Below are 13095 nucleotides of genomic sequence, written 5' to 3' on the forward strand. Positions count from 1 at the left end.
TCGCTCGATGAGTTTTCACTCGATCTACGCCCACGGATTCGCGCGCGTGGCGGCCTGTGTCACCACGTCCCACGTGGCCGATCCCACCGCCAACGCCAAAGCCGTGCTGGCGGCGGCCAATGCCTGCCACGAGCAGTCGGCGGCGGTCGCCGTGTTTCCGGAATTGTGCCTGTCCGGCTATGCGATCGAGGATCTGGTGAAGCAGGACCCGCTGCTCGATGCGGTCGAGCGCGGGCTCGCGGCGATCGTCGAGGCCTCCTCCGCGCTGCTGACTGTCCTGATCGTCGGCGCGCCGCTGCGCTTTGGTCATCGCATCTATAATTGTGCCGTCGTCATTCATCGCGGAAATGTGCTCGGCGTCGTGCCCAAGAGTTATCTGCCGACCTATCGCGAATTCTACGAGGGGCGGCATTTCGCCTCCGGCGCGGGCATCGTCGGCGAGACGATCGCTTTTGGCGGGCTGGACGCACCGTTCGGCGTCGACCTCCTGTTCGCGGCTGAGGACGTCCCGGGCCTGACTATCGGCGTCGAAATCTGCGAGGACATGTGGATCCCGGTGACGCCGGCGTCCGAACTCGCGCTCGCGGGCGCCAGCGTGCTGATCAATCTCTCGGGTAGCCCGATCACGATCGGCCGGGCGCGCTCGCGCGCGCTGCTGTGCCAGTCGACCTCGGCGCGCTGCCTGGCTGCCTACGTCTATTCGGCGGCCGGGGCAGGGGAATCGACCACGGATCTGGCCTGGGACGGCCAGACCTCGATCTACGAGAACGGCGTGCTGCTGGCCGAGGGCGAGCGGTTCCGCCAGGGCGGCCAGATCACCTATGCCGATGTCGATCTCGATCTGCTCAGGCAGGAACGCTCGCTGATGGGCACGTTCGACGACAATCGCCGGCAGCGCGAAGGCTTCTACCGGACGGTCACCTTCGCCCTGACGCCGCCGAGCGCCGATATCGGCTTTCTGCGCAAGATCGAGCGATTTCCGTTCGTGCCAAGCGACGAGAGCCTGCTCGAGCACGATTGCTACGAGGCCTACAACATCCAGGTCGCAGGCCTTGTCCAGCGCATGCGCGCCACCGGCACCAAGCGCGTCGTCATCGGCGTGTCGGGCGGGCTCGATTCCACCCACGCCCTGATCGTCGCCGCCAACGCGGTGGATCTGCTCGGCCTGCCACGCGAAAACATCCTCGCCTATACCATGCCGGGCTTTGCCACGGGCAGCGAGAGCAAGACCAATGCGCTGGCGCTGATGAAGGCGTTGCAGACCAGTTGGCAGGAACTCGACATCCGCACCACGGCGACGCAAATGCTAAAGGACATCGGCCATCCCTTCGGCAAGGGCGAGAAGGTCTACGACATCACCTTCGAGAACGTGCAGGCGGGCCTGCGGACGGATTATCTGTTCCGGCTCGCCAACCATCACGGCGGCATCGTCATCGGAACCGGCGATCTCTCGGAGCTCGCGCTCGGCTGGTGCACCTACGGCGTCGGCGACCAGATGGCGCACTATAACGTCAACGCCGGCGTGCCGAAGACGCTGATCCAGCATCTGATCCGTTGGGTGATCGCCTCCAGGCAGTTCAGCGACGACGTCAACCGCACGCTGGTCTCGATCCTCTCGGCCGAAATCTCGCCGGAGCTGGTTCCGGTCGAGCCCGGCCAGAAGCCGCAAAGCACGGAGGCCTCGGTCGGACCCTACGAGCTCCAGGATTTCAACCTGTTCTACACGCTGCGCTTTGGCATGCGGCCGTCCAAGATCGCATTCATGGCGCTCCAGGCGTGGAAGGACGTTGCCAAGGGCGAATGGCCGCCGGCGTTCCCGACCGACCGGCGCAAGGCTTACGATCTCCCGGAAATCCGCCGTTGGCTGGAGGTGTTCCTGCGCCGCTTCTTCGCGTTCAGCCAGTTCAAGCGCTCGGCGATGCCGAACGGACCGAAGGTTTCGGCCGGCGGTTCATTGTCGCCGCGCGGTGATTGGCGCGCGCCGTCGGATTCGAGCGCGGCGGCATGGCTCGAGGATCTCGAAAGGAACGTGCCGAACTGATCGGCAGGTCTGATCGGCAGGTCTGATCGGCAGGTCTGATCAGCAAGTCTGATCGGTAGCTCTGATCGGGCAGGCGGCTCGAACGAAATCGCGCCGCGCGACCTGTAAGGCCGGCGGCGCGAGATCGCGTTCAATCTGGAAAGTACCGAGGTCCGGAGTGCCTAGGAGTCCGGACCTCGCCACCTTGCCCCAGCCTTTGATCCCCCCGCCCCATGTGGTCCCCCAACCCCATGCAGCGCGATCAGAAGGTGATGCCCTTGGAAGGCCGCCGATCGATGTACGCGAAGTACGCGAAGTGCGGTTAGGATTCCATTCCGGATCACTACGGACACGAATTCGCTTGAGTGCTGCACGCTGGTGCATTGGTTCGCATCCACTGCGATCGTTGCTGCCTGAATTCAATGCAGACGGCCGGCGGGATGTCCACATCTCCTCGGCGCCGCGGAACCTGAATTTCACCGGCATGTCATTGAACTGGTCTAGCGCTGCCTTGTGATCGCTGACGATCAAGGGAGCAAGCCATGTCGAAGCCAGTGCTGGGCGCCGCGTTGTCCATCAAATCAATTCCCGCCCACCGCGATTGGCTTCTCGAGCGGCAGCGCAATCTCGAAGTTCAGGATTTCTTCCGGGCGGACCTGCTCGACGGCGACTGGCGAACCCCGGCGAGCGAAATCAAGCAAATGCTCTCGGGCCATACCGGCCGCCTCGGCATCCACGGCCCGTTCTGGGGCTTCAAGATCGACAGCCACGACCCGATGATCCGCCAGGCCGTGACCAAGCGCCTGCTGCAGGGCCTCGAGGCCGCGGAATTCCTCGGCGCGACGCAGATGGTGATGCATTCGCCGTTCACGACCTGGGACCACAACAATCTCGATCTCTATCCGGACAACCGCGGCAATATCGTCGAGCGCGTCAAGGCGACGCTTGCCGAGGTGATCGCGCGTGCTGAAGCCATCGGCTGCGAGATCGTCATCGAGAACATCGAGGACAAGGATCCGCGCGACCGCGTGCGCCTCGCCAAGGCGCTCGAAAGCAGCAAGGTGCGCGTCTCGCTCGACACCGGGCACGCCAATTACGCGCATGTTTCCACCGGAGCACCGCCGGTCGATTACTACGTCGAGACCGCCGGCGACATGCTGACGCATGTTCACCTCCAGGACACCGACGGCTTTGCCGACCGGCATTGGGCGCCGGGCGAAGGCAATATCCCGTGGGTCGCCGTGTTCCGTGCGCTGGGCCGGCTGACATCGAATCCGCGGCTGATCCTCGAGCTTCGCAATCACGACGACGTTCGCGCCGGCGCAGCCCATCTCGCCGCGCTCGGGCTCGCGGAATAACCGACATCATCAGAGGGCAGGGGTCATCACCATGAGCAAGCTCACCCGTCGTACCATCCTGAAGTCCGGCGGCGCCGCCGCGGGCACGCTTCTGCTGCCGCGTTTTGCGATCGGGCAGGCCGACAATCGTCCGTCGGTGACGATCGCCGTGCAGAAGGTGACGAACGCGAACGTGCTCGACGTGCTGCGCGAGCAGTCCAATGTCGGCGAGCGCGTGTTCTTCTCCTCGATCTGGGAGGGCCTGATCTCCAAGGACTGGCGCGGCAACCTGGAGTCTGTGCCGGGCCTCGCCACGGAATGGCGCCGTATCGACGACCAGACCGTCGAGGTGAAGCTGCGCCAGGGCGTGAAGTTCCACAATGGCGATGAGCTCACCGCCGAAGACGTCGTCTTCACCTTCAGCCGCGAGCGCATGTTCGGCCAGACCGAAGCCAAGAGCCGCTCCACGATCCAGGCCTTCGAGAAGATCCCGACGCCGCGTCCAGGCAAGGAACTGCCGCCGGACGTTCCCGCCGTCGCCCGCCGCATCTGGCCGGATCTCGTCCGCGTCGATGCCGTCGACAAGTACACGGTGCGTTTCTACAACGCCACGCCCGACGTCACGATCGAGGGCCGGCTGTCGCGCTACGGCTCTGACATCATGAACCGCCGCGCCTGGGACGAATCGGCGAGCTATCTCGACTGGGCGCGCAAGCCGATCACGACCGGCCCCTACAAGGTGGTCGAACTCAAGCCCGACGTGTCGCTGACGCTGGAAGCCCACGACGAATATTGGGGCGGCCGCCCGCCGCTCAAGCGCATCCGCTTCCTCGAAGTGCCTGAAGTCGCAAGCCGCATCAACGGCCTGCTCTCGGGCGAGTACCAGTTCGCCTGCGACATCCCGCCGGACCAGATCGCCGGCATCGAGAAGAATTCGGCGTTCGAAGTGCAGGGCGGCACCATCCTCAATCACCGCCTGACCGTGTTCGACAAGAACCACGCCCAGCTCGCCAATCCGCTGGTGCGGCGCGCCTTCACCCATGCGATCGACCGCCAGGCCATCGTCGACAGCCTGTGGGCCGGCCGCACCCGCGTGCCGAAGGGCCTGCAGTGGGAATTCTACGGCGACATGTTCATCGCAGACTGGAGCGTACCGGCGTACGATCCGAAACTCGCGCAGGATCTGTTGAAGCAGGCGGGCTACAAGGGCGATCCGATTCCCTATCGCCTGCTCAACAATTACTACACCAACCAGGTCGCGACCGCGCAGGTGCTGGTCGAGATGTGGAAGTCGGTCGGCCTCAACGTCCAGATCGAGACCAAGGAGAACTGGTCGCAGATCATGGAGCGCGCGCCGACCCGCGCCGTGCGCGACTGGTCGAACTCGGCCGCCTTCAACGATCCGGTGTCCTCGCTGGTCGCCCAGCACGGCCCGAACGGCCAGCAGCAGCAGATCGGCGAGTGGACCAATGTCGAGCTGAACAAACTCTCCGAATTCCTGGAAACCTCGACCGACCGGGCCGCCCGCAAGAAGGCGTTTCACCGCATGCTGGAAATCGCCGAGCGCGAAGACCCCGCCTATACGGTGCTGCACCAGAACGCGACCTTCACGGCCAAGCCGAAGTCGATCAAGTGGAAAGCCTCGCCAGCATTCGCGATGGATTTCCGCGCCGGCAATTTCGAGGCCTGACCGGTGGCGCCGCTGATCAGCATCAAGGACCTGAGTGTCGGCTTCCAGGGCGTGCCGGTCCTGCGCGGTGTCGATCTCACCTTGCAGAAGGGCGAGGCCGTTGGCCTCGTCGGCGAGTCCGGGTCCGGCAAGTCGGTGACTTGGCTTGCGGCGCTCGGCCTCCTGCCACGGCATGCGAATGTCTCGGGCTCGGTGCGGCTCGACGGACGCGAAATCCTCGGTGCTCCAGCCTCCGAGCTTGACCAGGTGCGCGGCGGGCGGGTCGCCATGATCTTTCAGGATCCGGCCAGCGCGCTCAACCCGGTGCTGACCATCCGCAGGCAGCTCTGCGAGGCGTTGGCGCTGCATCGCGATCTGTCGGGCCAGACGGTGAAAGCGGAAGCGCGGCGGCTGCTCGACCTCGTCGGGATCCCCGATGCGGCGCGGCGGCTCGAAGCCTATCCGCATGAATTCTCCGGCGGCCAGGTCCAGCGCATCATGATCGCGATGGCGCTCGCCGGAAATCCCGACCTGCTGGTCGCGGACGAGCCGACCACGGCGCTCGACGCCACCATCCAGGCGCAGATTCTGGAGCTGCTCTCCACCATCCGCCGCGAGATGGATATGGCGATGGTTCTGATCAGCCACGATCTCGGCGTCGTCGCCGAAAACTGCGACCGCGTTGCCGTGATGTATGCCGGCCGCATCGTCGAGGCGGCGCCGGCCAACCAGCTCTTCGCCGATCCGCTGCATCCCTATGCGCAGGGGCTGATCGGCTCGCTGCCGCCGCTCGATGGCCCGAGGCGTCGCCTGACCGCGATTCCGGGCACTGTACCCGATCCCGCGAGCATGCCCGATGGCTGCGCCTTCGCGCCGCGCTGCACGCTGGCGGCCGCGCCGTGCGGCCTTGCCGCCCCAACCCTGGTGGCGATCGCGAACGACCGCGCCGTCGCCTGCATCCGCGCCGAGGCTTCGCGGCGCGCGCTGCTCGGGGTTGCCGCAGAATGAGCGCGCCGCTCGTCGAGGTGTCCTCGATTTCGCGCAGCTACGGCATGCGCGCCGGGATGTTCGGCCGCAGCATGGCCGTGCATGCCGTCGACGGCGTCTCGCTCGCGATCCGCAAAGGCGAAACGCTCGGCCTCGTCGGCGAATCCGGTTCCGGCAAATCCACCACGGGCCGCATCGTGCTCGGCCTCGAGCCGCCTGACCGCGGCGAGGTGCGGTTCGGCGGCAAGCCGATGGCCATGCCCGGGACGCCTGCATGGCGTGCGCAGCGCGCGCAGATGCAGATGATCTTTCAGGACCCGCTGGGGGCGCTCGATCGGCGGTTGCCGGTTGCGACCCAGATCCGCGAGCCGCTGGACATTCATGGCCTCGGTGAGCCCGCCGGGCGCGAGGAGCGGGTGCGAGAATTGCTGCGCGCCGTCGAGCTCACGCCCGCGCATGGTGGGCGCTATCCGGGCGCGCTCTCCGGCGGACAGCGGCAGCGCATCGTGCTGGCGCGGGCGCTGGCGACAAAACCGGACTTCCTGGTCTGCGACGAGCCGGTCAGCGCGCTCGACGTCTCGATCCAGGCGCAGGTGGTGAATCTGCTCGCCGATCTCCAGGCGCAGCTGGGGCTCACGCTTCTCTTCATCAGTCACGATCTCCGCGTCGTCAGGCAGATCAGCAATGTCGTCGCCGTGATGTATCTCGGCCGCATCGTCGAGCTCGGCAGTGCCGACGATCTGTTCGCGCGGCCGGAGCACCCGTATACCCAGGCGCTGGTCTCGGCCTCACCCGCGCCGGGCCGCCGCAGCGCAGGTCGCATCGTGCTGGCGGGCGATCCGCCGAACCCGGCTGCGCGTCCCCAGGGCTGCGCCTTTCATCCGCGCTGCCCGCACGCGATCGCGCGCTGCGGGAGCGAGGTGCCGGCCCTGTCCGCCGTCGGCGGTGACAGGCAGGTTGCCTGCCACCTCGTGACCGGGCCGCAGGCCGAGACGCGGGATGCAGCCTGATGGGTCGCTATTTTGCCATTCGGATCGGACGCGCCGCCCTGACGATCGTCCTCGTCGTCACCTTCGCCTTCGTCGTGCTGCGTCTCTCCGGCGATCCCGCCCTGATGATTCTGGGACCGGAAGCGCCGCCGGAAGTACTCGCCGCCTTCCGCAAGGCGTGGGGGCTCGATGATCCCATCTGGTTTCAGTATCTCGATTATTTTGGCGCCATCGCCAAGGGCGAGCTCGGCCGTTCCATGCGCGACGGACGGCCCGCGATCGAACTCGTGCTGGAGCGGATACCGGCGACGCTGGCGCTGACGCTGCCGGCGTTCGCATTCAAGGTCGCACTCGGCATTCCCGCCGGCATCTACGCGGCGCTGCACCGGGGTTCGGGAATCGACCGCGCCGTGATGATGACGGCGGTCGCCGGCTTCACCGTGCCGAGTTTCGTCCTTGCGTTGCTGCTCGTGCTGATCTTCGCCGTGCAGCTCGGCTGGCTGCCGTCGGGCGGACAGGACAGTTGGCGCCATGCCATCCTGCCCATCGTGACGCTCAGCCTCGGCGGCGCCGCGGTGCTGGCGCGCTTCACCCGCAGCGCCATGCTGGAGGTGCTCGGCCAGCCCTATATCCGCACCGCTTCCGCCAAAGGCGTGCCGTGGCGAAAAGTCGTCACCTCGCATGCGCTGCCGAACGCGGCGATCCCGACGGTCACCATTCTGGGCTTCATGGTGGGCACGCTGATCGCGGGCGCGGTCGTGGTCGAGAGCGTGTTTTCGTGGCCGGGGGTAGGGCGGCTTCTTGTTGTTGCGGTTGCCAATCGCGATCTCGCCGTCGTGCAATGCATCCTGCTGCTGGTCGCGATGACCATGGTCACGTCGAACCTGATTGTCGACTTCCTTTACGGCTTCCTCGATCCGCGCCTGCGCGCCAAAGGGGCTCATGCATGAAGCGAGCGCACGCATGACTGACGCAACGCTGAAGGACATCGCTGCCCGCCGCCGCATCAGCCTGCCGGCGATCCCGGTGTCCGTCGCACTTGCGGTCGCCTGGATCGTCGCCATGCTGGTGGTCGCCGCCCTGGCCGAGAAGATCGCGCCCTACGGATACACCCAGCTTGACCTGCGCAACCGGCTCTCGGCGCCCGGCAATGTCGCGCACTGGCTCGGCACCGACGAGCTCGGCCGCGACGTGCTGTCGCGGCTGCTGGTCTCGATCCGCATCTCGCTCCTGATCGCCTTCGGCGCGACCGCGATCTCGGCCGTCGTCGGCACCACCCTCGGCTTCCTCGCGGCGCATTTCCGCGGGGCCGTCGAGCAGCTCGTGCTGATGCTGTCCGATTTCCAGGCCAGCATGCCCTTCCTGATCATGGCGCTCGCCGTGCTCGCCTTCTTCGGCAATTCGCTGCCGCTCCTGATCGGCCTGATGGGACTTTTCGGCTGGGAGCGCTACGCCCGCATCGCCCGCGGCCTTGCCATCTCCGCCAATGCGCAAGGCTACGCCGCCGCGGTCCGCCAGCTCGGCGCGACGCCGCCGCGGATTTACCTCAGGCACATCCTGCCCAACATCGCCTCGACCCTGATCGTGTCGACCACGCTGGTATTCCCCGAGGTGATCCTGATGGAATCAGGCCTGTCCTTCCTCGGCCTCGGTGTGCAGCCGCCGATGACCAGCCTCGGCAACATGGTCGGCTATGGCAGGGAGTACCTGACCAGGGCGCCCTGGATCATGCTGGCGCCGGCGACCACGATCGTCGTGACCACCCTGGCGGTCTCCGTGATCGGCGACTGGCTGCGCGACCGGCTCGATCCGACCCTGCAATAGGAGCTGCGACCCTACCGCCCCCTGCCGTCATTCCGGGGCGCGCCGAAAGGCGCGAACCCGGAATGACGGGGAGAGGTAAGATGAACGACGCAAAGCCCGCGCCGGGAGCAGGGGAGCCCTGTCCGGCCCAAGTTCCCGTTGCGCCGAGCCATCCCGTGCGGTATCCGGCCGGAAAGGCCTGAGGCGGCTTCGATATTTCCCCGCCCGGCTGACCCAACCAGGACGGAAACCGCCATGCCAGCCTATCGCTCCCGCACCACCACCCACGGCCGCAACATGGCGGGCGCCCGCGGCCTCTGGCGCGCGACGGGCATGAAGGACGGCGATTTCGGCAAGCCGATCATCGCGGTCGTCAATTCCTTCACCCAGTTCGTGCCCGGCCACGTCCATCTCAAGGACCTCGGCCAGCTCGTCGCGCGCGAGATCGAGCAGGCCGGCGGCGTCGCCAAGGAATTCAACACCATCGCGGTCGACGACGGCATCGCCATGGGCCATGACGGCATGCTCTACAGCCTGCCGTCGCGCGAACTGATCGCCGACAGCGTCGAGTACATGGTCAACGCCCATTGCGCCGACGGCATGGTCTGCATCTCCAATTGCGACAAGATCACGCCCGGCATGCTGATGGCGGCGCTGCGTCTCAACATTCCGGCCGTGTTCGTTTCGGGCGGCCCGATGGAGGCCGGCAAGGTCACGGTGCAGGGCAAGAGCAAGGCGGTCGACCTGATCGATGCCATGGTCGCGGCCGCCGACTCCAAGGTCAGCGACGAGGACGTCAAGGTGATCGAGCGCTCGGCGTGCCCGACCTGCGGCTCCTGCTCGGGCATGTTCACCGCCAACTCGATGAACTGCCTGACCGAAGCGCTTGGCCTGGCGCTGCCCGGCAACGGCACGGTGGTCGCGACCCATGCCGACCGCAAGCGCCTGTTCGTCGAGGCCGGCCATACCATCGTCGATATCGTGCGCCGCTATTACGAGCAGGACGACGCCTCGGTGCTGCCGCGCAACGTCGCGAACTTCAAGGCGTTCGAGAACGCGATGACGCTCGACATCGCGATGGGCGGCTCGACCAACACCGTGCTGCATCTGCTCGCGGCTGCCCATGAAGGGCAGGTCGCGTTCGCCATGCAGGACATCGACCGGCTCTCGCGCCGCGTGCCCGTGCTCTGCAAGGTCGCGCCGTCGGTTGCCGACGTGCATGTCGAGGACGTGCATCGCGCCGGCGGCATCATGGGCATTCTGGGCGAGCTCGATCGCGCTGGCCTGATCGACACCTCGGTTTCGACCGTGCACGCGCCGACCATGAACGACGCGCTGGAGCGCTGGGACATCAAGCGCTCCAAGAGCGAGTCCGTCCGCACCTTCTTCCGTGCCTCGCCCGGCGGCATCCCGACCCAGGTCGCGTTCAGCCAGGAGCGCCGCTACGACGAGCTCGATGCCGACCGCGAGAAGGGCGTGGTGCGCGATCTCGCGCACGCCTTCAGCAAGGACGGTGGTCTTGCCGTGCTGTACGGCAACCTCGCGCAGGACGGCTGCATCGTGAAGACCGCAGGCGTCGACGCCTCGATCCTGAAGTTCTCCGGCCCGGCGCGTGTGTTCGAAAGCCAGGACGCGGCCGTCGAAGGCATCCTGGGCGGCAAGGTCGTCGCCGGCGAGGTCGTGGTCATCATTTACGAAGGCCCGCGCGGCGGCCCCGGCATGCAGGAAATGCTGTATCCGACCAGCTATCTGAAATCGATGGGCCTCGGCAAAGCCTGCGCGCTCGTCACCGACGGCCGCTTCTCGGGCGGCTCGTCCGGCCTGTCGATCGGTCACCTTTCGCCGGAAGCGGCCGAAGGCGGCAACATCGGTCTGGTGCGCACGGGCGATCGCATCGCCATCGACATTCCGAACCGCAGCATCACGCTGGAGGTCTCCGACGAGGAGCTCGCCAGCCGCCGCGCCGCGGAAGACGCGAAGGGCGATACCGCCTGGCAGGCGATTGGCCGCAAGCGCAACGTCTCGACCGCATTGCAGGCTTACGCCGCGCTCACCACCAGCGCCGCGCGCGGCGCGGTGCGAGAGGTAAAGCGTCGCTCGAACTGAGCGTTGCATCGCTCGCGCCTCGCGCACATGGTCAACAAGTTCTGAACGGCCGGTGAAAACCGGCCGTTTGCATTAAGGATGCCTCGACGAACTTCGGCATGGCAGGGTTTTCCGGCGTATACTGCCTGCGACCTTCGCAAATCCATTTCGGGCAACTGGGGCGCCACCATAATGTCTCGTACTCTTGCTGTCGTTTTCTCAACAGTCGTCGCCGCGATTTCCATGACGGGCGCAGCTTCCGCCGGCTGCTACAATTGCTACGCGCCGCCGCCGTGCCAGACCTGCTACCAGCAGCAATACGTCCAGCCGCAATACCGCACCGTCGACGAGACCGTGATGGTTTCGCCCGGCGCGACCGTCGCGCATCGCACGCCGGCGCAGTACCGCACCGTGATGGTGCCGCAGACCGTGATGGTCGCCCCCCCGAGCGTGCAGTACCAGCACATCCCGCCGCAATACGCCACGCGCCAGCGCGTCGAGATGGTCTCGCCCGGCTATTCCTATTACGCCCCGGTACAGATGGGCTGCGCGTCCTGCGGCTACTGAGCCGACGCTATCACGCATAGTTTGGCGCGGCGCTCCCATGGGGCGCCGCGTTTTCTTTGCCCGCAGCACCGAGTGGTTTAAGGCACCGGTCTTGAAATTCTGGAATCGCCGTATCGGCCGGTATCGAATTTGCTCAGATAGGCTTGTTTTGTTGGAAACAGCACGCGCTGCTGTACCGGCTGATATCGTCGCACTTCGTCACGCATCGGCGAGTTCGGTAGTAAGGCGGGTAGTAAGGTCATCGACACGGAGGCCGACATTTTAAAAGCCGATCTTTGCCCGATCCGTCGCGCATTGTCGCCGCAGTTGCTGCGGGAAAGTACAAGGCCCCTCCTGGATGGGCCTTCTCGTTCCCCGCGCTGACAATTTTCATCGCAACTCAATCTGTAGGCGTGCCAAGCTTGACCGTACAACCGGCGCCCAGTACGCTGCCTTCTTAGCTTCACGGGGGTGGGGTCATGAGGTGGGCGGGGTGCTTAGGCTTGATCGGCCTAGCCGGTTGCACGGCTTTTCCAAATTCTACCGAGCAGGGAAGAGTTGAAATCCGCAAGATTGTGGATTCGATAGAGTGTGAATTGGCTGCAGTAGCGACTAGCGACGACCCGGATATCCAGTCGCGGGACATCATGAACTGGGTCGCGGCGACCGATCTCGATTTGACGCTGGTGCGCTCGATCGGCGCAGATGGGAACGTCAAGGTAGGCGCGCCGGCGGGGCTCGCCGTCTTGTCCGCCACGCCGAAGGTCGGGATTTTGGATACCGACACTAGGATCAATCACATCAAGTTCGCCAATTCCTTCCAGAAGGCAAAAGGCCGTTATCCGGATAATTGCAAAGGCGTGGACCCGTCTGAGACGCGCATGGGCCTTGCCTACTGGTTGATGGGTAGCATTAAGGCGATCGACAAGGACGATCTGGTGGGTGTGAGCTTTACGAAACAGTTTGAGATCATCGCTAGCGCGAGTTCGCGCTTTGGTTACACCCTCGAGCCCGTCACGAATCCAGTATCTGCGGACGCAGGCTTTGGAGGGGCACATGACCTCACAAACCGCTTTACGATTGCATTAACGCCGCCTCCACCCCCGCCGGTACCAGCCAAGCCAATCAAGGTACGGGTCACGAACTGGCCTAAGCTAGCCCCCGCTCCAACGCCCACTCCCACGCCGCTTCCACCCAAAAATCCTGATCAGAAAAAGAGCGACGAATTCAATCTCAGGCCGTTCAACGTGCCTGCTGAGCCGCAAGTCAGCGCGCCCGCCGATGCTCCAATACCTCAAGTGAGGCGCGAAAGGTCACAGCGATTGCCCCAGCCCGTTCAGCCGCAGTTGACGCCTAGACAGCGCGTTTTGCAGGATCAGGAGCTGAACCAGATGCTGCAGCGGAAGTCGCCTGTGATCCTCTCTCCCGAGTCTTTGAGGTAATGGGGCGGCTCAATGTTCTCAGTTGCGGACCTAAAGAGGGATCTGCCTAAGTGGCTGGACGATGTAATGAGCCGTGCTGCTCTACTTCGCCAATGAGACTGACTGTGGATGCCTTCGTGCTTGCGGAAGGATTCGTTCGAACTGATGGAGTTTGGTGAAATTCTAGCCGAAACGAAGTCTCGTGGAGGATTAGGTTGTGAGCGTGCGATGTATCTCG

10 protein-coding genes are annotated in these 13095 nt (G+C 65.2%); all 10 read left to right on the top strand.

Going from position 1 to position 13095, the window contains the following annotated elements:
* Nucleotides 1-7: 7 nt before the first annotated feature.
* Nucleotides 8-2041, top strand: a complete 2034-nt coding sequence (locus JQ572_RS30070; protein ID WP_211386443.1) for an NAD(+) synthase — start codon at nt 8-10, stop codon at nt 2039-2041.
* Nucleotides 2042-2562: 521 nt separating this feature from the next.
* Nucleotides 2563-3378 carry a sugar phosphate isomerase/epimerase family protein gene (locus JQ572_RS30075; RefSeq protein WP_211386444.1) on the top strand — a complete coding sequence of 272 codons (816 nt, stop codon included), beginning with the start codon at nt 2563-2565 and terminating at the stop codon, nt 3376-3378.
* A 31-nt stretch (nt 3379-3409) separates the two neighbouring features.
* Nucleotides 3410-5047: an ABC transporter substrate-binding protein gene (locus tag JQ572_RS30080; protein WP_211386445.1), complete on the top strand. Its 1638-nt coding sequence runs from the start codon at nt 3410-3412 to the stop codon at nt 5045-5047.
* Between the two features lie 3 nt (nt 5048-5050).
* The gene (locus JQ572_RS30085; RefSeq protein WP_211386446.1) at nt 5051-6034 is read left to right on the top strand and encodes an ABC transporter ATP-binding protein; all 984 of its coding nucleotides are present in this window, start codon (nt 5051-5053) and stop codon (nt 6032-6034) included.
* Nucleotides 6031-7023 carry an ABC transporter ATP-binding protein gene (locus tag JQ572_RS30090; protein ID WP_211386447.1) on the top strand — a complete coding sequence of 331 codons (993 nt, stop codon included), beginning with the start codon at nt 6031-6033 and terminating at the stop codon, nt 7021-7023. The genes JQ572_RS30085 and JQ572_RS30090 overlap by 4 nt, the downstream gene beginning before the upstream one ends.
* Complete coding sequence (locus JQ572_RS30095) at nt 7023-7952, top strand: ABC transporter permease (protein WP_211386448.1); 930 nt, start codon at nt 7023-7025, stop codon at nt 7950-7952. Before JQ572_RS30090 ends, JQ572_RS30095 begins: the two co-directional genes overlap by 1 nt.
* Nucleotides 7953-7965: 13 nt before the next feature.
* Nucleotides 7966-8826: an ABC transporter permease gene (locus JQ572_RS30100; protein ID WP_211386449.1), complete on the top strand. Its 861-nt coding sequence runs from the start codon at nt 7966-7968 to the stop codon at nt 8824-8826.
* Between the two features lie 234 nt (nt 8827-9060).
* Nucleotides 9061-10911 (top strand): dihydroxy-acid dehydratase, encoded by a 1851-nt coding sequence (ilvD, locus tag JQ572_RS30105; protein ID WP_211386450.1) that lies wholly within the window; start codon nt 9061-9063, stop codon nt 10909-10911.
* 222 nt (nt 10912-11133) lie between these two features.
* Complete coding sequence (locus JQ572_RS30110; protein ID WP_211386451.1) at nt 11134-11457, top strand: hypothetical protein; 324 nt, start codon at nt 11134-11136, stop codon at nt 11455-11457.
* 482 nt (nt 11458-11939) lie between these two features.
* Nucleotides 11940-12878 carry a hypothetical protein gene (locus tag JQ572_RS30115; protein ID WP_211386452.1) on the top strand — a complete coding sequence of 313 codons (939 nt, stop codon included), beginning with the start codon at nt 11940-11942 and terminating at the stop codon, nt 12876-12878.
* Nucleotides 12879-13095 lie beyond the last annotated feature (217 nt).

The organism is Bradyrhizobium sp. SZCCT0153 (assembly GCF_018129995.1).
GTDB classification, from domain to species: Bacteria; Pseudomonadota; Alphaproteobacteria; order Rhizobiales; family Xanthobacteraceae; genus Bradyrhizobium; species Bradyrhizobium japonicum_G.

Bases quoted from the DNA above. Each gene is read 5' to 3' on its own strand.
- JQ572_RS30070 (WP_211386443.1), top strand. From the start codon at position 8: ATGAGTTTTCACTCGATCTACGCCCACGGATTCGCGCGCGTGGCGGCC.
- JQ572_RS30075 (WP_211386444.1), top strand. From the start codon at position 2,563: ATGTCGAAGCCAGTGCTGGGCGCCGCGTTGTCCATCAAATCAATTCCC.
- JQ572_RS30080 (WP_211386445.1), top strand. From the start codon at position 3,410: ATGAGCAAGCTCACCCGTCGTACCATCCTGAAGTCCGGCGGCGCCGCC.
- JQ572_RS30090 (WP_211386447.1), top strand. From the start codon at position 6,031: ATGAGCGCGCCGCTCGTCGAGGTGTCCTCGATTTCGCGCAGCTACGGC.
- JQ572_RS30095 (WP_211386448.1), top strand. From the start codon at position 7,023: ATGGGTCGCTATTTTGCCATTCGGATCGGACGCGCCGCCCTGACGATC.
- JQ572_RS30100 (WP_211386449.1), top strand. From the start codon at position 7,966: ATGACTGACGCAACGCTGAAGGACATCGCTGCCCGCCGCCGCATCAGC.
- ilvD (WP_211386450.1), top strand. From the start codon at position 9,061: ATGCCAGCCTATCGCTCCCGCACCACCACCCACGGCCGCAACATGGCG.
- JQ572_RS30110 (WP_211386451.1), top strand. From the start codon at position 11,134: ATGACGGGCGCAGCTTCCGCCGGCTGCTACAATTGCTACGCGCCGCCG.